General features: G+C 42.6%; 21 protein-coding genes and 1 pseudogene. 5 read left to right on the top strand and 17 right to left on the bottom strand.

Going from position 1 to position 22,445, the window contains the following annotated elements; translation table 11 throughout:
• Window positions 1–68: 68 nt before the first annotated feature.
• On the top strand, window positions 69–1,328 hold the full coding sequence (locus GKZ87_00755) for an AAA family ATPase (GenBank protein ID QSI24128.1): 1,260 nt from the start codon (window positions 69–71) through the stop codon (window positions 1,326–1,328).
• A 142-nt stretch (window positions 1,329–1,470) separates the two neighbouring features.
• Here GKZ87_00755 and GKZ87_00750 read toward each other — a convergent pair whose 3' ends face one another.
• The gene (locus GKZ87_00750; protein ID QSI24127.1) at window positions 1,471–1,896 is read right to left on the bottom strand and encodes a GNAT family N-acetyltransferase; all 426 of its coding nucleotides are present in this window, start codon (window positions 1,894–1,896) and stop codon (window positions 1,471–1,473) included.
• A gap of 203 nt (window positions 1,897–2,099) precedes the next feature.
• Between GKZ87_00750 and msrB the strand changes: the two genes are divergently transcribed.
• Window positions 2,100–3,164, top strand: a complete 1,065-nt coding sequence (msrB, locus tag GKZ87_00745) for a peptide-methionine (R)-S-oxide reductase MsrB (protein ID QSI24126.1) — start codon at window positions 2,100–2,102, stop codon at window positions 3,162–3,164.
• 370 nt (window positions 3,165–3,534) lie between these two features.
• Here msrB and GKZ87_00740 read toward each other — a convergent pair whose 3' ends face one another.
• From GKZ87_00740 to GKZ87_00730, 3 genes are read right to left on the bottom strand one after another with little or no spacing between them, the layout of a single operon-like run.
• Entirely contained in the window at window positions 3,535–4,338 is an 804-nt protein-coding gene (locus GKZ87_00740) for a PTS system mannose/fructose/sorbose family transporter subunit IID (GenBank protein ID QSI24125.1), read from the bottom strand.
• Window positions 4,338–5,132: a PTS sugar transporter subunit IIC gene (locus tag GKZ87_00735; GenBank protein QSI24124.1), complete on the bottom strand. Its 795-nt coding sequence runs from the start codon at window positions 5,130–5,132 to the stop codon at window positions 4,338–4,340. The genes GKZ87_00740 and GKZ87_00735 overlap by 1 nt, the downstream gene beginning before the upstream one ends.
• 23 nt (window positions 5,133–5,155) lie before the next feature.
• Window positions 5,156–5,635, bottom strand: a complete 480-nt coding sequence (locus GKZ87_00730) for a PTS mannose/fructose/sorbose transporter subunit IIB (GenBank protein QSI24123.1) — start codon at window positions 5,633–5,635, stop codon at window positions 5,156–5,158.
• 339 nt (window positions 5,636–5,974) lie between these two features.
• On the opposite strand from GKZ87_00730, the gene GKZ87_00725 reads away from it, so the two are divergent.
• Entirely contained in the window at window positions 5,975–6,727 is a 753-nt protein-coding gene (locus tag GKZ87_00725; protein QSI24122.1) for a glucose-6-phosphate isomerase, read from the top strand.
• A 190-nt stretch (window positions 6,728–6,917) separates the two neighbouring features.
• Here GKZ87_00725 and GKZ87_00720 read toward each other — a convergent pair.
• Window positions 6,918–7,807 (bottom strand): annotated as a pseudogene (locus tag GKZ87_00720) (PHP domain-containing protein).
• Window positions 7,808–7,812: 5 nt separating this feature from the next.
• Window positions 7,813–8,241: a PTS mannose transporter subunit IIAB gene (locus GKZ87_00715; GenBank protein ID QSI24121.1), complete on the bottom strand. Its 429-nt coding sequence runs from the start codon at window positions 8,239–8,241 to the stop codon at window positions 7,813–7,815.
• Window positions 8,242–8,426: 185 nt separating this feature from the next.
• Between GKZ87_00715 and GKZ87_00710 the strand changes: the two genes are divergently transcribed.
• Complete coding sequence (locus GKZ87_00710) at window positions 8,427–10,187, top strand: mannose-6-phosphate isomerase (protein ID QSI24120.1); 1,761 nt, start codon at window positions 8,427–8,429, stop codon at window positions 10,185–10,187.
• A gap of 1 nt (window position 10,188) precedes the next feature.
• A complete protein-coding gene (locus GKZ87_00705) occupies window positions 10,189–11,097 on the top strand; it encodes a mannose-6-phosphate isomerase (protein ID QSI24119.1) in 909 nt (302 codons plus the stop codon).
• 157 nt (window positions 11,098–11,254) lie between these two features.
• On the opposite strand, the gene GKZ87_00700 is transcribed toward GKZ87_00705, so the two are convergent.
• The 11 genes from GKZ87_00700 to GKZ87_00650 form a co-directional block, all read right to left on the bottom strand.
• Window positions 11,255–12,007: a methyltransferase domain-containing protein gene (locus GKZ87_00700; GenBank protein QSI24118.1), complete on the bottom strand. Its 753-nt coding sequence runs from the start codon at window positions 12,005–12,007 to the stop codon at window positions 11,255–11,257.
• On the bottom strand, window positions 12,004–12,723 hold the full coding sequence (locus GKZ87_00695) for a hypothetical protein (GenBank protein QSI24117.1): 720 nt from the start codon (window positions 12,721–12,723) through the stop codon (window positions 12,004–12,006). The genes GKZ87_00700 and GKZ87_00695 overlap by 4 nt, the downstream gene beginning before the upstream one ends.
• Window positions 12,724–12,771: 48 nt before the next feature.
• The gene (locus GKZ87_00690) at window positions 12,772–13,506 is read right to left on the bottom strand and encodes a UTRA domain-containing protein (protein QSI24116.1); all 735 of its coding nucleotides are present in this window, start codon (window positions 13,504–13,506) and stop codon (window positions 12,772–12,774) included.
• A 384-nt stretch (window positions 13,507–13,890) separates the two neighbouring features.
• A complete protein-coding gene (locus GKZ87_00685) occupies window positions 13,891–14,757 on the bottom strand; it encodes a ketose-bisphosphate aldolase (GenBank protein ID QSI24115.1) in 867 nt (288 codons plus the stop codon).
• A 20-nt stretch (window positions 14,758–14,777) separates the two neighbouring features.
• Window positions 14,778–15,632 (bottom strand): ketose-bisphosphate aldolase, encoded by an 855-nt coding sequence (locus GKZ87_00680; protein QSI24114.1) that lies wholly within the window; start codon window positions 15,630–15,632, stop codon window positions 14,778–14,780.
• An 18-nt stretch (window positions 15,633–15,650) separates the two neighbouring features.
• The gene (locus GKZ87_00675) at window positions 15,651–16,739 is read right to left on the bottom strand and encodes a PTS fructose transporter subunit IIC (protein ID QSI24113.1); all 1,089 of its coding nucleotides are present in this window, start codon (window positions 16,737–16,739) and stop codon (window positions 15,651–15,653) included.
• A gap of 21 nt (window positions 16,740–16,760) precedes the next feature.
• Complete coding sequence (locus GKZ87_00670; GenBank protein QSI24112.1) at window positions 16,761–17,072, bottom strand: PTS fructose transporter subunit IIB; 312 nt, start codon at window positions 17,070–17,072, stop codon at window positions 16,761–16,763.
• Window positions 17,073–17,205: 133 nt separating this feature from the next.
• Window positions 17,206–17,661, bottom strand: coding sequence for a PTS fructose transporter subunit IIA (locus tag GKZ87_00665; protein ID QSI24111.1), 456 nt, complete (start codon window positions 17,659–17,661; stop codon window positions 17,206–17,208).
• Window positions 17,662–17,730: 69 nt separating this feature from the next.
• Complete coding sequence (locus GKZ87_00660) at window positions 17,731–19,695, bottom strand: PRD domain-containing protein (protein QSI24110.1); 1,965 nt, start codon at window positions 19,693–19,695, stop codon at window positions 17,731–17,733.
• A 24-nt stretch (window positions 19,696–19,719) separates the two neighbouring features.
• Window positions 19,720–20,610, bottom strand: a complete 891-nt coding sequence (locus GKZ87_00655; GenBank protein ID QSI24109.1) for an ROK family protein — start codon at window positions 20,608–20,610, stop codon at window positions 19,720–19,722.
• A 222-nt stretch (window positions 20,611–20,832) separates the two neighbouring features.
• Entirely contained in the window at window positions 20,833–22,410 is a 1,578-nt protein-coding gene (locus tag GKZ87_00650; GenBank protein ID QSI24108.1) for a 2,3-bisphosphoglycerate-independent phosphoglycerate mutase, read from the bottom strand.
• Window positions 22,411–22,445 lie beyond the last annotated feature (35 nt).

Raw genomic sequence — 22,445 nt, 5'->3', positions numbered from 1 at the left:
GCAGGTACTCCTTTTTCTTTCTATTTATGATAAAATAGTACGTACATGAAGACGAGGGAGGAATGTATATGAAGCAGCCACTGGCGTTTCGAATGCGTCCGCAGCATCTGGATGATATTATCGGGCAGCAGCATCTGATTGGCGAAGGCAAGGTTCTTCGCAGATGTATCATGGAAAAACGATTATTCTCCATGATTTTCTATGGCCCTCCAGGTACCGGTAAAACAACGCTTGCCATGGTGCTGGCAAATGAGCTGGAGCTGCCCTACCGCCTGTTTAATGCGGTAACCGGAAATAAAAAAGATCTTGAAACCATCTTCCAGGAAGCTAAGTTTTATGAGGGACTTATTGTTATTATAGATGAGGTTCACCGGTTAAATAAGGATAAACAGGATTTACTGCTGCCACATGTCGAAAACGGGAATATCACACTCATCGGCGCAACGACAAGCAATCCGCTTCACGCGATCAATCCGGCAATCCGTTCTCGCTGTCATTTATTCGAAATCAAGCAGGCAGAGCAGGAGGATATCGAGCACGCATTGAAAAAAGCAATCCATCATCCGGATGGACTTTCTGACAGTGTACAGATTGAGGAAGAAGCCCTGCATATTATCGCCCGCCACAGTAACGGCGATATCCGTTATGCTTTGAATATTTTAGAAATCTGTGCGATTGCCTGTGAAGGCACTATTACACAGGAGCTGGTTTCTCAATATTCTCAGTTTCCAAATATGAGTATGGACAGTGACGGTGACGGCTATTATGATGTATTAAGCGGTTTTCAGAAATCCATACGCGGTAGTGATGTTGATGCGGCTTTATATTATCTCGGCATCATGATCGAGGCAAATGACATGGAAAGCATTGAACGCCGGCTGCTTGTGACCGCCTATGAGGATATTGGCTTAGGCAATCCTGCCGCTGTAGCACGCTGTGCAACTGCTATTGATGCCGCAAAGCGTGTCGGATTTCCGGAGGCCCGTATCATACTGGCTGCTGCTATCATCGACCTGACGCTATCTCCGAAATCAAAGAGTGCCGAACATGCCATTGATGCCGCAATGAGTACACTGCGCCATACCTCCTACAGTGTTCCGGATTATCTGCGCTTCACACCTGTACATATGGATGATGATGAAAAGTATGACTATGAACGAAGTGATCTCTGGAATCGTATTCAGTATCTGCCGGACAGGCTGAAAAACAAACGGTTTTATGAACCAGAACTGACCTCCTCCTATGAAAAAATCCTCGCGCAGAACCTGGAGAAGCTGAGAAGGGTTCCCAGATCCAGCAACCTGAAGGAATTAAAGAAGAAATCATAATTAGGAATTCTGTGAGAATTCCTTTTTCATATGAGTGCATGGTATGCAAAACCTGTAAGGATTTCATATGCACAGAAGTCAAAAAAACGATATAATCCCTGTTATATCGCAATTCACATTCTTCTCCTTTAAACATCTTATGTTAGAAAATTTTCAAATAATGCTTTAAATCCCGATGACTTTCAAAGCCATGCTGACACAATAAATTGAACAAATTCTCCCGCTTCACACTTGCCGTCATACGCAGACCGCAATATCCATTTTTCCGTACACGTTCCTCAAACACATCATAAATCTGACGTACCTCTACATTTTCGGCATAGTCATCACTGACAACAAACGCAACAATATTGATCAGTTTATCAGAATATAATGTTTCATACGGTGCCCCGTGAATATAGCCGATTACATTTCCTTCATCCTCAGCAACAGTGATGATGTCACTGCCTGTTTCCAGAATAGAAATAATTCTGTCATACACCTTTTCCACATCATAAGAATACCCCAGCTTCTCATTCAGTGTATGGATGTCTTTATAATCCTCTGCTTTAATTCTTCTGAATTCCATACAATATCTCCTTTCCATATCAGGTTTAGTCTATCATATTTTTTACATAATGTAACGTGTCTTATATAATTCTTGCCGCATTTTTTTGAATTATACAGGATGTATAAAACTTCCTCCTGTGGGGATGCTGTAAGTGCTGAAGCATTTCACATGCAATTTACGGATACGACAGCTATGATTGTTAGAAAGACGGAGGATTAACTATGACACTTTTGATAATTGCGGCAGCAATCATTATACTTCTGTTATATATATTTACCAAAAAGAGCGAGCGGCCGGTACGCAGAGAAAATTTACAGGTGGATTTTCAACAGGATGAAGCTGAGATTTTTCTTGCGGGAGGCTGTTTCTGGGGCGTACAAAAATTTCTTTCCACCATAGAGGGAGTGCGGTTTACAGAATGCGGATATGCAAACGGCAGGACAGAGAATCCGACCTATGAGGATGTATGTACAAAGGATACAGGCTTTGCGGAATGTGTGCATGTTCTTTATGACCGCCATATGGTAACCTTAGAGGAGCTTTTGGAGCAGTTTTACACAATCATTGATCCGATTTCTAAAAACAGGCAGGGAAACGATATCGGCACACAGTATCGAACAGGTATCTATTATACAGATCCAAAGGACGCAGAGAAAATCAGCCGATCTTTGGATAAACTTCAGAATACATGTAATCAGCCAGTTGCAATCGAGCATTGCTCACTTGAAAATTTTTATTCGGCAGAGACCTGTCATCAGGATTATCTGGATAAGCATCCGGATGGATACTATCATATACCAAGGTCAAAATTTGAGAGGAAGGATGCAAATTCAGTACGCTTTAGCGTCCCTGATAAGCAAGAGTTGAAACAGATGCTGACGCCGGAGCAGTATGCAGTTACACAGGAAAATGCAACAGAGCGACCGTATCGCAATGCCTACTGGGATACCTTTGAAAAAGGGATTTATGTGGATGTTGTCAGTGGAGAACCTCTGTTTGCCTCAACAGATAAGTTTGTTTCTGGCTGCGGCTGGCCAAGCTTTACGAAGCCGATCAGCAAAGCATTACTCAAAGAGAAAAGCGATGTAAGTGCTGGAATGCATCGCACAGAAGTGAGAAGCTCTCTTTCTGATGCACATCTTGGCCATGTGTTTGAGGACGGCCCGCAGCATTATGGAGGGATGCGCTATTGTATTAACAGCGCAGCGTTAAGGTTTATACCTCTGCATGAAATGGAGGAACAGGGCTATGGAGATTATCTGTATCTCTTACAATCAGAAGAATAGAAAATTCCCTTCCACCAGCGAATATGCTTAAATTGCTATAAAAAAGGGTTTCCCTGAATTCTGCATTACTAGTGCATATATCCATTTGTATATGGTGATTCCTGTTTTTCTTCATTCTCTTTTCATACACGTATGATGTTATGCGCTTTATCACATTGCACTTTTGTATAAGGATTGACAAACAAATAACTAACATGTTCACTGTATTCATAAGAATATGATGCAATTCTCTTTTCTTAATGAATTTTATATCCTTTCTTTTATAATAAATCTTGTATAAAATATCATTTACATTAGAAAACTGTAACGGTTTGAAGAATCACAATCTTCTAAACGCTACAGTTTTTTTTAGCTATGCACTCATCAAAGCCTAAATAATTCCTGTAAATGCCCCGATAAACGCCAGTATAATATAAATGATAATCAGATGCGTCGCTTTGGCATGCTTCTTTACCATCAAAATCCAGGTTACTACTAACAGAAGCAGCGGCAGTACGGAAGGGAACACTCCATCCAGAAAGCCCTGTACTGTAACATCCTTTACAATCGTAATATTCACGCTTAACGCCACAAAGCTGGCACCAATCGCACCTGTAACAATCAACCCAAGGATTGAGAACGCCTCCTGAATACGTTTGGCATTTTTCCCAAGGAACATATTCACGGATTCAATTCCAAGTCGATATCCCCGGAAATAGACAATGTAAGAGAATGCCACGATCAACGGAAACATTGTAAAGATATAAAACAAAGGCCCTACAATACTTCCATCAGCCGCAAGTGATATACCGATACTCAGGAAAATCGGACACATCAGCCCCTGAAAGAAGCTGTCACCAATTCCTGATAAAGGCCCCATAAGTCCCACCTTGACACCGTTAATCATCCCGTCATCGATTTCAGCACCGTTTGCGCGATTTTCTTCAAGCGCAGCCACAATGCCAGGGACAACACTTCCCAGAATCGGCTCTACATTATAGAAAACACTGTGCCGCTTCAATGCCTTAATTTCTTCCTCCTTATCATCCCCGTATAGCTCTTTGATAATAGGCAGCATGCTATGCAGAAAGCCGAATGCTTCCATTCGTTCAAAGCCAAGAGATGTCAGATGGAAGAATGACCAGTTTAAATAGCTTTTCATTAAGGTAGCTTTTTTCAATTTTTTCTGTTCCATCAGAATTCAACCTCCATATCATCTTCCTCCTGATCCCCGCTGTTGGAGCGGCCAAGCAGCTTATAGGCAATGACCGCAAAGATTACAGCAATCACGGCAACGGCAACCATACTCAATTCAAAATATGTAATCAGAATAAATCCTGTCAGGAAATATACCCAGTAGGTACCATCCTTAATCAATAGACTCGTAATCATAGTAATTCCAACAGCAGGCAGAACGCCGCCTACAATTTCAAGTGCATGAATTGTCCATGCAGGTGCTGCATTCGTCAGGCTGATTACATAATCTGCACCGAAATACAAAACAAGAAAGCCAGGCACAAAGCGAAGCAGGAAGGTTGTTAGCTGGGCGCCAAATACATGATATTTTATAACACCCTTATAATCCCCTTTTTCCGCAGCCTTTACTGCCATATTCCCCCAGAATACATTACAAAATTCCATACCGTTCCAAATGAGAATACCGACAATACCCAGCGTCGTTGCCAATGCGATGGATACATTCGCATCCCCGCCGGACACTACTCCCAGCGCAACAGCAGGGTAGGCGACAACTGCGATATCTGTCTGTATGGAGCCTCCAACGGACATTGTAGCGAGATATACTGTCTGTACTGCAGCCCCTACGGTAACACCGGTAGAGACATCCCCAAGAATGATGCCGACGATCAGCCCGGAAGCAAGCGGCTTACTTAAAACATAGTAACCTCCAAAATCCCCCATTAGAACCGGTACACACTCTGCTGCCAGATAGCTGAACAGAGCAATCAGCACTGCCTGTAGTATACTCATGATACTCACTCCTCTCCTATGAATTATTTATGATGGATGGATTTCCAATCTACAGCCTGTGTGGATGGAATATTCTGAAACACAATATCCTTACCCTTTTCGGAAAGATACTCACATGCCTGAATTTCTTCATGATTCAGTGCGGTAAACTGTGCCAGAAGTGTTCTTCCCTCCTCCTGTGAAACTGGACCGAGGGTAATTCTTTCGCCTATATTCACACCGCCTTTCTCCAGCTTTTCAAATACGATGGGTGACCTTGCAATCAGAATATAATTGCGCTCACTCTCAGCAGCCTGCTTTGCCTTGATCAATGCCTGCTCGATGGTATAGATGTAAACCTTCATACCCACTGCCGCATTCTTATAAATCTGACGCATGGTGGGATCGTTTGAAATTTCATCATCGACAAGCAGAATTCCGTTGTTCTGGAAAATCTTGCTCCACATGGTAACCGTCTGTCCATGTATAGCCCGATCATCCACTCTCGTAAAAACAAATGACATACTGTAAGCCTCCTTTTTGTATTAACCTTAATCAAATTATTACATACAATTATTTTATTGTCTATACAAAAATTGAAATTTCATAAATTCGTTATGCGTTTAGGAAATGTACAGTCAATTTGAAAAAATATTTTATGTCTGATTTTTAGACACAATTCCGCATTGTCCATGAATAGACTATAAACACATAGTCTTTTTTTATTATGATTTCTCATTCTGATTGTAAAAAAGCTTATACAAACTGCACTCCTGTCTATGTGAAAACGCTAAAATCAGGCTGGTTGACAATCAAAACACAGCATGATAATAATGAAATTAGAAATGATAGGAGGTCATATTATGAACTACGATTTTGGCAGAGCATCCACAATACCATCTATATTCAATGATGAAACAAGAGAGCTGCAGCTTCCCCCTGATACTGTCGTGGAGGAAATCGCTGTACGCAGAATGAAGGATATGCGTGAATTATTCCGCGATTCCAGTGACTTTGAGGATGAGTATCCATTGTATTATATGTATAACGGTATTTATCGAAGGGCGCATAAAGCGATTTTCAAGGAACAGCACATCCGGTATGAATACACCATTCTTATGCCGCAGAGTATTCATGGTGAGATGATGAAGGCTCACGGTCATATTCATGGCATTCACCCCGTGAAAAAGACAAGACATATGGAAGCCTATGAAATTTTGCAGGGAACAGGTTTCTTTGAGCTGTTTACCTATAAAGAGCAATCCATACAGGTCATCATGCTGAAGGTTAAGAAGGGAGATTATCTTATCATACCAAGTGATTATTATCATCTATCCATCAATACCGGAAAGGATCCATTTATTTTTGGTGATCTGATTATCGAGGATGCCAATAGTGAATACGGACATCTGAAGGAAAAAAAGGGAGCACCTGTGTATGTCATGGAGGGCGCTCAAGGAATGCCTGTTTTTAACATAAACGAGCATTACCAGGGATATGAAATAGGAATCACACAGTTAAACGCTGAGGATGTTCCATGGGATAATCCGGTTGATTCGATTCCTTTATACGCTCATTTTATTGCAAATCCGGAAGCCTTTCACTATCTGAAATAGGCTGTATACAAAAAAAGGAAAAGCATCATTTCACAACTTTGGCAAAAAAAGATGCCCTGATACGAAAAGCCGATAAGGATCATTCGTATACAGGGCTTTTTTACTGCCATCGTTTCATCTTTTTGAAGTGAATTACACTAATCTGACGTATAAAGATTATTTCATTTCTGCTTGCCTGTAATATATCCAGCTACTCATTACAGGTATACAGCTGCCGCAATAACGGCTCCAGCAAAGGTTGCTCCTCTGCCTGCATACCAAACTCCCCCATACGGTATCAGGCTTATAGCTTCCATGAAAATCACTGCCGCCGCTGATAAAGAGCTTTCTTTTTTGGGCATATGTCTTAAAAAATTGCCGTTCCTTTTCATCATGGTACGTGGTAAATACCTCAATACCGTCGATGCCATCATGATACAATTCATCCAGCAATTCCTCCCTGTGATAAAAAGCAACTCCAGGATGGGCAAGCACTGCGATGCCGCCATACGCATGAATACGATCAATGACAACCTGTGCTTCCGGATAAGGAACAGGGACAAATGCTTTTTTTCCATAGGAACAAACATCCCAATAAAAGTCCACAACCGCATTCGCTGCCTTTTCCCCATCTGTGAAATACGGACGCAGCTCCTGGATATCCTTTTGTTGTGCAAGCTGCAGAAATGTCCCGTAAATAACCTGAAATGGATTCTCTGTCTCGCATCTGTGTAAAAGATACTCTAACGGCATAACTACCTGGTACAGCTCCTGCAGCAGCTGTGCCTTTTTGCGAAATGCTGCGAATTCCAATGCGTTGATTTCTTCCTGCAAATTCCGGAATACCGGCGCATGATAATCCAGTCCATACCCGATGATATGTGTTTCATAACCATGAAACAGAGAATCAAATTCTATCGCAGCTATGACATGAACACCGTGCCTGTTTCCTTCCTCACGCATTGTATCAATTCCCTGCATACTGTTATGATCACATAAAGCCACTGTTCTCAATCCTGCTTTTTTAGCTATTTGTATAAGCTGTGTACATTCGTATTCACCATCAATGCTCCATTTGGAATGCAAATGAAGATCTACCATACTAGTCACAATTCTGCATCATTGTCCGCTTCCTGTTCGATTACCGGGCAAAGCTCCATAATGCTCTCCTTCCCCTTTTTCACACAATGCTCACAAAGCTGTGGAAGCTTCATAAAGTTTCTGGACATATATGCTTCCAGCACCATGATAAGATTACACCCTGCAATAATGCGGATTTCATGAGTGCCCTGTGCCTGCAGCAGCTGCGCCTGATTCGCCGGTGAGCCTCCTGGGATATCGCTGAGTATCAAAACACCGTCTCCCTGATCCAATGCATCACATTTAACAGACAGCTTCTCATGAAAGCCTGCAGGATCATCCCCCTCCTGCAGACAGAGAATATCCATCAGATATGTCTCATCATTAAAAAAGCAGTAAGAATCGCGAAGCCCCTGAGCCAGCGGGCCATGTGAAATCAGAAGTATACCAGTCATCCTATCATCCTCCTCTTTTTCTCATCATACCTTGAAATATGTCACTCGTCAATATTTGTTTGTACATATTATTCAATTTACATACAATTTAATTTTTGTATAGACAATATGATAGTTCGATGCTATAATGCAATCGTAAAGATCATACGCTGAAAGCTACGCTGGAGCGGAAAGGATGAATGAATATGAAATATCTAACATCAGCATCTAATTATGAAAAACACCCCACAACAGTCATTCACGGTCACGACAATCAGGCCGTAAGAGGCTATCAGAGCGTCTGTGAACGCATAAAAAGCAAAATCCACAACGAGCGTACCATAGTTTGTGTGGATTGCTATATCGGTGTCGATCAGGAGGAAATACAGCAGGGCTTATGTGAAGGAATTTCCTTTGATAAAATCATTCACAGTGATGATATTTTCTATGATAACGATAAAATCTATGAGCTGCTCAAACGCAATATAACGGATGACCGTGTATATGGAATCGCCTATTATGGCAAATGGATGGATCTCGTTGACCCTGAACGGCTGGCAAAGGCAAGACAGGAAGTGCAGCAGGCAGAGGGTACGATACTTATCATTGGTACTGCTGCCGATTACATTGCGAAAAGTGATATTCTGATACTTGCTGATATGACCATATGGGAGATACAAATGCGTTACCGTCATGAGCATCTGCCAAATTTCCATACCGATAATGCGAATGAGGATATCATTCGCAAATTCAAACGCGGATACTTTATCGATTGGAGAATCGGAAATGTTCATAAGCAAAGCCTGTATGATCACTTTGACTTCTACCTGGATACCGTAAAGCATAATGATCCACGCATGATTGACCGAGATGCTTTCGACGATGGCTTAACACAGCTGTTACAACAGCCCTTCCGTACTGTTCCTTTCTTCGATGAGGGCCTGTGGGGCGGTCAGTGGATGAAGGAGGTCTGTGATGTTGAGGATAAGGACAGAATCAATTATGCATGGAGCTACAATCTGTTATTTCAGGAAAATGAAGTATCCATTACCTTTCAGGATATAGATGTAAATATTCCCGGCTATACACTTATGCAGCGCTTTCCAAAGCAGCTGATTGGGGAAAAAGGGTTTGCGAGATTTGGAGCGGAATATCCGATTCGTTATGATTTTCTGGATACCATGGAAGGAGGCAATCTGTCTCTGCAGGTGCATCCAAACCAGCAATATATGATTCAGAATTTTGCTATGCCTTTTACGCAGGATGAAAGCTATTATTACCTGGATTGTGCTCCCGAGGAAACCTACATCTATCTTGGTCTGACAGATACGGCGAATCGTGCGGATATGGAACGTGATCTTCGTCTTGCGGCAGAGGGAAAGCTGGATTTCCCTGCCACTAAATATGCGAATAAGCTCCCCGCAAAAAAACACGATCATTTCAGTATTCCTGCAGGAACGGTTCATTGTTCCGGAGCGAATACAATGGTTCTTGAAATTTCATCATCCCCTTGTATCTTCACCTTTAAGCTTTGGGACTGGGGAAGAATCGGTTTGGATGGATTACCAAGACCTGTCCATATCGATCATGGTATGAAAAACATTCAGTGGGATAAGCATACAGACTGGATTAAGGAAAATTGTGCATGTGATCCGGTACTTATCGAAGAGGATGAGGTACATAAGGAGGAGCGCACAGGTTTATGTGAGCTGCAATATCTGGAGTGCAGACGTATCTGGATGACAGGAAAAACAACACATACAACCAATGGCGAGACGAATGCCCTGAATTTAATCAGTGGAAAGGAAGCTGTGATAGAAAGTCCTGATGGTCAGTTTGCACCTTATGTGATTCATTTCGCAGAAAGTGTCTGTATTCCTGCAACAATTACATCCTATACCATAACGCCTTGTGGAGAGAGTGAGGGTAAAGAGGTTGCTGTCATGAAAACCTTTGTTCGCTTCTGACATGAAAACGCTCTACCGGATAGAACCGATTGGTCATGAGCGTTTATGGGGAGGAAATCTACTCGCAAGGGAATTTCATCTTTCTGATACAGGCTCTATTGGTGAAATCAGCTGTGTAAGTGCGCATCCAGCATGTGACTGTCAGGTGGCAGATGAAGGCTGTACGCTTTCAGAGTTTTATAAAGCACATCCCGATTTCTTTCACCTCTCGTGTCAGGATTTTCCATTACGCGTGAATGTCATGGATGCACAGGATGATTTATCCATACAGGTTCATCCCGGAAAAAGCACGCATACACAGGCTCAGCCGGAAGCATGGTATGTTGTGGACAGTGTGAATGCTTCCCTCTATCTGGGACATCACTGGCGTACAAAGGCAGAGCTTATACAGGCAGCGGAAAAAAATCTAATCCAGCGTGATGTTATCCGCCTTCCTTCTCATACCGGTGATTTCTATTATCTGAAACCCGGAACGGTTCATGCAGTGGGAAAAGGAAATCTTATCTATGAGCTGACACGGCAAGCCGATATCACATATCGCCTGTATGATTATCATCGGACAGATAAGCAGGGAAAACCCAGAACACTGCACATCGAGCAGGCAGCGGAATGTATCTATTATCCGCAAATTCTAAGCAGCCAGCAGCCATTATCCTATATACAGTCAGAAGCATGCAGTATCTTCGTGTATATTGATAAACCGCAGGTGTTCACCCTCATGAAAATCGAGCTGCACGGCACAATAAAGCTGCAGCAGTCGGATTTCTACGTGTATACGGTTCTTCAGGGCAACGGTACGATGAATGGGAAAGCTGTAACCAAATGGGAGAGTATTCTGCAGATTTGTGAGAGTGAGGTCTGCATAACGGGGAATATGACACTTATGGCCGCAACCTATCGAGAAGAATAGCGATTGGTGTGGCACACATAATAAAAATTATAGTAAAAAACCGCGTATTAGTTCATATAACACGCGGTTTTCATATTCTTTTTGTTCCTTCATACCAGGATATAAGCATTATGTGAAAGCTATTTTCAAATTGCTTTATACTTGTAAATCGTTGTTTTTACACTTCACTTATCACTTTTTTTGCCCGAAGAATCAGAAAGGTCGGTTTGATAAATTCCTTATTCAATTTCGGATACTCGTTCAATGTCTTTTGATCCGGCAATGCTTCCACCATGTCCTCAATCATAAATCCGGCATGTGCAAGCGTTGTTACTATCGACCCCATGGTACGGTGATAGTTTTCCACATGATCCACATACCAGAAGCCGCTTCTTTTTCCTTCCCTGCCATAATCGGAAAACGTATAAGATATACAGTTCCCGTTCTCATCATGATTATAATGCCCTCCCTTTCCCTGAGACGCTGTCATGAGTGGATGCTCCTGGGAAAACAACAGGATGCCGCCCGGATTTAAAAGCTCATAAATATTGTGAATCAAGGCTGTAAAATCCTCGGCATAGTGGAAAGCCAGAGAGCTGTATACTAAATCGTATGTTTCTTGCAATGTATGTAACTCATCCATGTTCATAAGCAGGTAGTCGATTACCGGATGTGAGAAGCTCTTATGTGCAATCTCTAGCATTTTTACAGATATGTCAATTCCTGTAACATGCCTGGCGCCTGCCTTGGTAAAGCTTAAACAGTTATGACCGAAGCCGCAGCCGATATCCAGAATCGTTTTATTTTTTATTTCCGGTAATAAACGTTTCATCTGCGGCTGCTCAATCAGATCATTCAAATTCTTTTTATGAAACCGTAAATCCATATACTCTTTAAAAAAAGTATCATTATCAAATATATTCTGTGTCATAGTCTCCCCTTTTCTATTCTGTCTTTAAGAATGTTATACGAGCGCTCTGCCTGTGCTCCCAGCGGATCTGCACGTTTGGTATATACATTCAGAAGCTGCAAAGCCTCCTCATAAGGAAATGCCGACATGCATAGCAGAAGCTTCCACATGAGGAGCTGATCCTCCTTCCATTTCTCAGCAAACCCCATGAACATCGTAAACAGCTCCTTTGTGGCAGCTGCCGAATGATAAAACAGCATATATCCTGCGGCATCCAGTGCTTCGCTAATAGCGGTTCGATCTGACCCGTTTAAAATACTCAGTAAGACCGGCAGTACAGAAATATCCATCTTTCCCATACTGCGGGCAATGATATCACGCGGCAGAGGATAGGATTTCTTTTCGGATACCGTTTCTTCTACTCTTTTATACTGATTCTTTCCTATTTTTCCCAGGTATTCGCCCATTTTTTCAGCTGTTTTTATGCTTCCCGCTTCCAGAGACTGACAGATTGCTATGCGTGTATACAGACATGTTTCCCTTGCGAGCTGTTGTAAGAGATGATCTGCCACAGTATCCACAATATCCATAAGACTCATAGCCGCAGCACTACGCATACCGGCAGAGGGAGCATTCAGCATACGCAGCTTCTCTGAATACTCCATATCCTGCAGTGTTCTGATATCCTCACAGGATGCTTTTCCCCGGCTCTGAAGCTGTTTTTCTGTACTCTTCATTGCTTTCCTCCTTTGTAAAAAGACACCTTTCAGTGTCTGTGTTGGTTATTACTTCTTATACTTCTTAGACGTTTCCGTACTTACTACAGTATATGTGAACATCTTATAATTGTAAATCGTTTTCGTGTATTCGATTGGATCATTGTTCAAATCATAGGCCGTATTGTATACAATGAGCGCAGGGCCTGATTTCGCCTGCAGCAGAATATGGGCATCCTCTCCGCGTATGTTGTCAGCGCGTATATCATCTCTTGCCCAGGATAAATCCAGATGATAATGCTCATAGAACACATCATATAGAGAAAAGCTTTCAAAATTAAACATTTCTAGACCTGGACAATATTTTGCGTTAATGTGTGCGTATTCCACTGCGATTGCCTCATCGTTTGCATAACGGATTCTATGCAGAAAGTATACTTCATCTTCTTCTGTCAGATTCATTGCTTCCCGAGTATGTTCATCCGGTTTTATTTTCTCAAGGTGTAATACCTTGCTGTGACATTTCAGACCCTTTCGCTCCATCAGCTCTGTAACACCGAGAATTTCCTTACTCCGCTGAATCATTAAATCCATAACAAAAGCTCCGCGTCCCCGGTCAATCCTAACAACGCCCTGCTGTTCCAGCTTCTGCAAGGCATGGCGAATTGTCATCCTGCTTGCGCCGAAGCGTTCCTGCAATTCCCGTTCAACAGGAAGCTTATCTCCCTGCTTGTAAATTTCCTGTCGAATTTCCTGATGGATAACATCTGCAATTTCCAGATATTTTGGCTTACTCTCTTTCATGTACCTCACCTCAATGTATGTTATGTCTATTATAACAAATAAATCTTCATTTGTATGTACTTTGGCAGATGATATACCTCTTATGATGATTGTATACACAAAATATCTGTTTGGAACATATTTTTCATCCTTCTGCGTCCTCATATTGCAATAAACATAAGCTGTTTATTTGTCATTTCATAATATTTCCCGGTAAAGCACAGTGTAACGTATATCTGATTCTATTATAAATATCCTGCATCCACATATTTATAAGATGGTACCGATGCGCACCGTCTTGTTTTTCTGTATCCTAACAGTAAAAGGAACTGATTCATATATTCTTGAACCAGCCCTTTCTTTTCTTTATAAATAATTCCTATGATTTCAATCTCGTATGATATCCTAGTAGTAATATTTCACTTTATCGTTGGAATTGAATAATCTGATTTTTTCTTCAACAACCTTACCGCATGCTTCCATTGCTTCCGGATAAATTTCCAGAGGCTCACGGTATCCAGGATTTGCATTCAGAACCTCGCGTGCTTTATTATAGAATGCAACCTTGATATCACTGGAGATATTGATTTTACAAATACCGTTCTGTACAGCAGCTGCGATTTCCTCATCCTTGTTGCTGGATCCGCCATGCAGTACCAGAGGCACATCTACCTGGCTCGTGATGTCCTTCAGAATGTCAATACGCAGCTCTGGCTTCATGTCCTTTGGATAAATACCGTGTGCTGTACCGATAGCAACTGCAAAGGTATCAATACCGGTATCCTCGATAAACTGCTTTGCTTCTTCTGGAACGGTATAGATAACCCCCTGTGTACCGCCCTCAATGGAATTTCCGGTGGTACCGATTGTTCCGAGCTCAGACTCTACGGAAATATTTGCAATGTGTGCAGTTTCAACAACCTTTTTTGTAACTGCGACGTTTTCCTCATAAGGCAATGTGGAAGCATCGATCATAACTGATGTCATACCTGCACGAATGGCACGTACTACAGTTTCATAAGTATCTCCGTGATCTAGGTGGATACATACCGGTACATCTGTATGTGCTGCCTCATAAATCATTGCCTGAATCTGTGCATCACCAACAAAGTTGAATTCATCCGGGCTCATTTCCAGAATTACCGGGCTTTTCATTTCCTTCACTTTTTTCATAACAGCCTTTAACAGCTGGTCGCTTCCGATATTGAAAGCAGGTACCGCGAAATGATTCTTCTGTGCGACTTCAAGTAAATCCTTCATATTCATTAACATAGGTTTAGCTCCTTCTTCCCTTATAGGGATTTTCCTTCCGATTTAGATAATCTGATATAATGTCTGACAATCTCACGACTGTCTATTTCAACCTGATGCATCATCACCCAGTAATTGATGTCCGGGTCTTTTTCCAGATGCTTCTTAATACTGTCAACATTGGCATTCATAAAATCACAGCCGACATTGATCTTGTTAATTCCGTATTTTACACAATTTTCTATATTTTTGTCCCCTGAACCGGAGCCTCCATGCAGAACCAGCGGCATTTTCGTAAGCTCCTTGATTTCCTTCAGACGTTCAAAGTCAAATTCAGGAACATAGCCCTCCGGATAGTTTCCATGAGAGGATCCAAAGGAAATCGCCAATGCATCAATGCCGGTTTCCTTTGCGAAACGCAATGCCTGCTGCGGATCTGTTTTCATGGCGTCACTAGTATAATTGCCGCCTTCACTGCCCCCCATGCATCCGATTTCCCCTTCTACAGAGGCATCAAATTGCTTAGCGAATTCAACGATTTCCCTTGTCATTCGAATATTGCCTTCCAAATCATAACGGGAGGCATCCACCATGACGCTGGAGTAACCGTCCTGAAGTGCTTTCTTCAAATATCCGATTTCTTCCCCATGGTCAAAATTTAACGCAACCTCAACACTTGCGCGCTGTGCCAGCAGCTTCACGATCGGTGCAATCAGCTCGCTGTCACAGTGATTCACCATATGCTCCTGAACAATATTCACAATGATGGGAGCTCTTAATTCCTGTGCTGCACTAATAACAGCTCTTGCGGTTTCTATATTAAAGCAGTTGATTGCCATGACTGCATAGTTTCCTGCATTGGCTCTTTGCAGCATGCCCTTCATAGATACGTACATTATAGTCCTTCTTTCTTTTTATGAGAATGTGATATCTGATAAATCCATTTCTTCCTCTATTTCTTCTACCTGTACTTCATCTGCCTCTGTTCTCTTCTTCTTGATCAGTACCAGAAGCACAGCTGTCACACAGGTACCTGCCAGCAGGGCAAGCAGTGCTGCGAATGGATTACTCATAGCCGGGATAACGAAGACACCACCAGATGGTACGGCACTTCCAACACCCAGCGTAAAGCTGATTGCACCTGTAACACCACAGCCGATGGATGTACAGATAACTGTACGGATCAAATCATTCATAGCAATTGGAATAACACCCTCTGAGATCATGCACAGTCCCATTGGGAAGGCTACCTTGATATTTTCAACCTCGGTTGAGGTATAGATACGTTTTTTTATAAATTTAGAAATAACGAGTGATAATGTAATTCCCAGTGGCGGAACCATGGCAGCAAGCACCTTGATTGCTTCCGGCTCTAAAATACCTTCCAGCAGTAAGCCGTCGCAAATCAGATTCGGTACCTTACTGATTGGTCCTCCGAAATCCAGACATCCAAGTGCTCCGATGATAAAGCCGTACAGTACCTTGGAGCTCTGATCCAGACCTGTGATGAAGTTTGTCAATGCTTCTGTTAACCATACGATTGGTGTACCGATGACAAAGTACATCAGAAGTCCTGCAATGATAGAAGATAATGTCGGTATAATCATCATCGGCATCAGTGCCTCTGCCCAGTGTGGAACCTTCAGATTCTTTCTGATGAACAATGCGATGTAACCAACGATATAACCTCCAACCATACCACCCAGGAAGCCGGCTCCCAGGAAGGAAGCAATCTGCCCCATCAGGAAGCCTGGTGCGATACCCGGACGATCTGCTATGGAGTAAGAAATATAACCTGCGATAAATGATGGAAGAAGCCCCATTCCCAATACACCGAGTGATGTCAATGCACTAGGAATCGTCATCTTGCTTAAATCTGTGACTACCTCTCCGCCCATCAGGTTTCCGATGGCGATCAGAAGACCGGATGCAACTACCAGCGGCAGCATATAGGAGATGGCGGTAAGGGCATGGCGTTTCAGCTCAGCACCAAATTTTTTCATAATCCTTTTTCCTCTCTTTCCTTATTTGTTTAATTCTGTTTCAATTTTCTGAATCAGCTGTTTCGGCGCTTTCACACACACATTGGTAGGAACCTTTACTGTCTTTTTCCCCTCAAAGCGTTCCGTGCCTGTGATCGCAATATCAATGGCAAGAATGACAACATCTGCGGCCTTGATCTGTTCCGGTGTTAACTCATCCTCTGTACCAATTGTTCCCTGTGTTTCCACATGGATGGTGTGTCCCATACCTTCCGCAGCCCGAATGAGCTTCTCTTTTGCGATATACGTATGTGCGATTCCGGATGTACAAGCTGCAACTGCAACGATATTCATTTGTACGTCCTCCTTTCCTTAACTGTCTATATTATAAAATGATTCTGACATTCCTTCCGATTCATTGTGGTATTTTTAATACTGCACTTTTTTCTTCTCTTTGAAATTTCAGGGAAGATAAATGTGGTACTTTTTATTTTCCTGCAAATATGTCCTTCAATTCTTCTACAGTCTCTACCTTTAACAAGCGTTCCACTGCCTCATCGTTGCCAAGCTTTCTGGCGATATCTGCCAGCAGCAGCATGTGATTGCGTGCATATTCATGATCATTGCTTACCGCGAACAGGAAGACCAGGCGAACGCCCTTATCATCCAGTGTTTCCCATTCAATTTCATTCTTCAGCTTTGCAATCGCAATACCGACCTGTGTTACGGAATCACTCTTTCCGTGGGGAATTGCAATATAGTTACCGATTCCTGTAGTACCCTCGCTTTCCCGTAAATAAATATCCTTTTTAAAAGCCTCAACATCCGCAATATATCCGGCATCCTTCAGCTTGCCTGCAAGCAGGGTCAACACCTCATCCTTGTTTGTCGCTTCTGCGTTTAAGTCGATGATTCTCTCATCCAATACATCTATTAGTTGCATATCCTTTTCCTCCTGATAAATTTTTTTATGATTGTATATGCCAAGGCACACTTGCCTGTGCTGCCTTGTTTACTGTATCAGATAACGATACAGCTCCAGATTCGATTTCTTACTGCGTATGATTTTTACCTTTTCATCCGTTTCTATCAGCGATATATATTGCTTATAGAAGGACTGTATTCTACGAATCTCCTCATGTGTTGACATTTTAAAGCCCAGTAGGAAGATCACATCCACACGGTCATCATCCCATACAATCGGCTCCGGTAAAACAGCAATCGCGACATGGGATTCATTAACCTCACTCATAGCTCCATGGGGAAGCGCCACCCGGTTTCCAATGCTTGTCGTTGTTGCCTGCTCTCTTTCCATGACGGAATCATAAAACTTTCCTGTCACATAGCCCTTCAGCTCCATACGCTCACACATGTATTTCAACAGGGCTTCCTTACTATCAAAGGATTCATTGATAAACATCAGCTCCGGTGAAAACAACTGAAAGCAGATTGGCTCAAAGGGGTTGATTTCCTCCGATACCCGAAGATTCAGATTATCCATAAAGCTGCGCAGCATACCGATGCCCGTATCACTTAACAGATTCGGTATGACGATAACACGCTTATCCGTTTCCTTTAACAGCTTGGAGCTGATGATGATATCCTCATCCGGATGCTCATACAGCTTGAAATCATGATAGCTGATAACCTTCAAACTGCTGATTTCCGGTACAGTTTTACGGATACGCTCGCTTAGAAGCTGTGCATGTCCCAGATTGCTTTCCGCAAGCAGAACTGCACTGTAGCGCTGATTTCGTCTTTCCAGTGCAGATTGTATATAAAGCACGATATATCCAAGCTCATCCTCTGTAATCTGCAAACCGAAGGAATTCTCGAACATCATGGAAATCGACCACGCTGCACGGAATACGGTCTTGTATTCCGTTTTTATAAAATTCACAAGTGAATTGCTCTGCGGAGAACCGTAACGCAGACGGAATATGGTTGGCCGCATATGGAAAATCAGACTTTCCCGCAGCTTACTGTCATTTGTCAAATCCACTTCCAGAATATTTCCGATCGTCACCAGCATCTCATCAATAAAATTCAATATCTTCTGATCATATTTGGAGATATTGGAGATCATATCCACAGCATTGCTGATGCCGATAAATTTTGAGCATAATATCTGAGTTGCCAGAAACATGACATCCTCATTTGAGAAGATGACATGCATTTTCTCATGCAGCTTTTTAAAGATGGCAATCGTAAACGGATATTCGTTATAGCGCTCCAGAATTTCCTGATCCTCCTGGGCGATTCTAAGCGGTGTACTGAAATCCTTGCGCTGATAAGCCAGACAGCAGTAAATGAGTATTTCATAGAAGGATGAATCCGTGAAGCGGTAGTTCCATTCATTCTCTGTCTCAATGATTGCTTTCTTTATCAAGTCAATATCAATGTTAGAGAAAAATTCCTGTGTCTGTCTGCGTGTTTCATCCAGATCATGATCGAGCATGATATAGTCCTTCAGTGCAATCCGATAGCTCGTCTCATCATATTTCAGTGAACAGCCGCGGCTGCGTTCATTGTTGATTTCTATCCCATACGGCCTCAGCCATTTTTCACAGTCCTTTATCACCTTCAATACCGTTGGGGGACTGAGATACAGCTCCTCTGCCAGCTTCTGTGTTGTAATTGTTTCACGTGGCATCATACGAAAGAAAATCTGCAGAGTCTCTCTGACCCGCTGTGTTGCGTCATAGCCTACACTGAAATGCTCCGCACCATCCAGCAGCCGCAGCATTTTTTCCTTTTGTTCCTCATTCATATTCAGCCAAATGCCGACGCGTGGCTTCTTTTCAATCGAACCAAGCTGATTTTCCTGTAAATAGTTCTGCAAATGCTCCAGCTTGTTTCGGGTAGCTTTTTCCGAAAGAGCAATCATGGAAGCTATTTTCCCTGTTGCGACGATATCGCCCTGTACCAGGATTTTCAGTATTTCCTTTATATAATAATTTTCTTTTTCAGACTTCATAGACACCTCCTGTGTCTGCAGCTTCTACACCTGAAGAAACGCAAGACAGGCTGCTCCGAGCAATCCGCTGTCCTCACTCAGATTTGTTTTCACAACCCTTACCAGCGGCTGTATATTCGGATACACCCTTGCTTTAACTCTTTGTTCCACGTCCTCAACAAAGCCCGGTATCTTAATCGCAACACTGCCCCCCAGAATCACGATTTCCGGATCGATAAATGCATAGATAATGGCAATGGTATTCGCAAGATATTCCTTTGCGTCCTCCATAATCTTTATTGCATAAGTATTACCAGCCTGTGCAAGAGTATAGACATCTCCGGCATGCTGAACTGTCAGACCGGCATTCATGGCACGCGTTGTTATTGCCGTACCACTGCAGATGGCTTCCACACCGCCGGGATAAATGAAACCATGACGCGGCCCGTCCTTCCACAACGGTATATTTGCAATTTCATGTGCAAAGCCATGCGCTCCCTGATAAATTTTTTTATCAATGACCAGACCGGAGCCAAGACCTGTGGAAACGGTCAGAAACTGCACATAGGTACAGTCCTTCCCCTGTCCCAGAACCGCCTCTGCAAGGCAGGCCAGATTTGCATCATTTTCCAGATATACAGGTACCCCTAGCAGCTTTGCCAGCTCCTCACTCACTGCAAAGCCATGCCATTTCCCCTTTAAGTTAGGTGTATCGAGAATCACTCCATGCTTTAAATCCAGCGGCCCCGGACAGGATAAGCCAACCCCGTTTACATGGACTCCAAAGCCCTGTACGGCCTCCTGAATTTTTTTCAGTGTTGCATTCGGATTATCTGTATCCGTTGAAAACTGCACCCTTTGCATGATCTCATAGGCTTCGTTCACAATGGCAATTCTTGTATTTGTTCCGCCGATATCAATTCCTGCCGTATACAATCATATCCCTCCTTCATTTTACATGTTAAGAATATCATGAACGCATTGTTCCCTCAAAAAATTATGGGGAAAATAAATGAGGTAGTTTTTCCTTTTTGGGTAAACAGGGCTTCGTTTATCTGATTACATACGACTTCTCATATGCAAAAAGGATAGAAAAAAACCGATTAAATGAATACGAAACTCATCATAAATCGGTTTTTGCATTCCCTGTACTTCTATTTATTTCTTAATAATGCTTTCATTCCAATGCTCATTTGGCGCTACTTCCAGTAAATCCGCTACTGTAGAAGCGACATTGGACAGACCAATACTTTCATCCTGCTTCAGTTCAACATCTGCACCGTAAATGATAAACGGAACCTTATTCAGCGTATGAGAGGTTTTTGCCTTTATTGGAGCATCTGCTTTTTTCTTCTTCTCATACATTTCATCAGCATTTCCATGATCGGCAGTCACAATCAGAATACCGTTAACCGTATCCACTGCTTTTTTCACACGAGCCAGCTGCAGGTCTACAGCTTCCACACCGATTACTGTCGCTTCGAAGTTTCCTGTATGACCAACCATGTCACCGTTTGGATAATTTGTACGCAGGAAATCATAGTTTCCGGACTCAATTGCTGCACACAAAACATCTGTAATCTCGGCAGATTTCATCCAAGGACGCTGTTCAAATGGAATGACATCGGATTTAATTTCCACATAATCCTCCAGCTTATCATCGAACTTCTCTGAACGGTTGCCGTTCCAGAAATACGTAACATGTCCGAATTTCTGTGTTTCACTGATTGCATATTCACGGATACCGTGCTTACACAGCTCTTCCGTTAAGGTAAATTTAATTTTCGGAGGGTATGTCAGGAAATTGTGCGGAATGTTCAAGTCAGCATCATACTGCAGCATACCCGCAAACATAACCTTTGGCATACGAACACGGTCAAATTTGTCAAAACTGTCATCACCGTCAAATGCCAGAGAGATTTCCTGTGCACGGTCTCCACGGAAGTTAAACAGTATCACGCTGTCTCCATCCTCAATCGTACCTACCGGTTTTCCATCCTCTGTAATAACGAATCCAGGCAGATCCTGGTCAACGACACCGGTTTCTGCACGATATGTCTCAATAGCCTCTCTGGCAGATGCAAATTCTCTGCCTTCACCAAGAACATGAACATGCCATCCCTGTTCCACCATTGCCCAGTTTGCTTCATAGCGATCCATTGTAATCGTCATACGTCCGCCGCCGCTCGCAATGCAGGCATGGAAGCTGTCATCATTCAGCTCAGCCATATAAGCCTCAATATCATCTACGTATGTTAATGCACTTGTTTCCGGAACATCACGTCCATCCAGCAAGGCATGTACACGCACTTCCTTCACACCGTCCTCTTTAGCTTTTTTAATCAAAGCCTTTAAATGGTTAATGTGAGAATGCACATTTCCATCAGACAGCAGTCCCAGGAAATGCATTTTTCCATCCTTACAGTTATTTACAAGACCACTCCAGGTATCCGTTTTGAAGATTTCTCCAGTCTCTATGTTTTCATTTACCAGCTTTGCCCCCTGGGAATAAATCTGACCGCAGCCCAACGCATTATGTCCTACTTCACTATTTCCCATATCATCATCTGTCGGCAGTCCGACTGCAAGGCCGTGTGCCTTAATTTCTGTATGCGGGCTGTTTTCCCACAGGTCGTCTAATGTTGGTTTATACGCTTTTTTTACGGCATTTCCAAACTCGGAATCACTGATTCCAACACCGTCCATAACCACTAATACTACTGGTCTTTTACTCATTTTCAATACCTCCTGTATTCCCTAATAATATAACA

It is taken from the genome of Erysipelotrichaceae bacterium 66202529, from assembly GCA_017161075.1.
GTDB lineage: Bacteria > Bacillota_I > Bacilli_A > Erysipelotrichales > Erysipelotrichaceae > Clostridium_AQ.
Note: the sequence above shows the minus strand (reverse complement) of the source record. Positions and strands in the feature narration are given on the sequence as shown.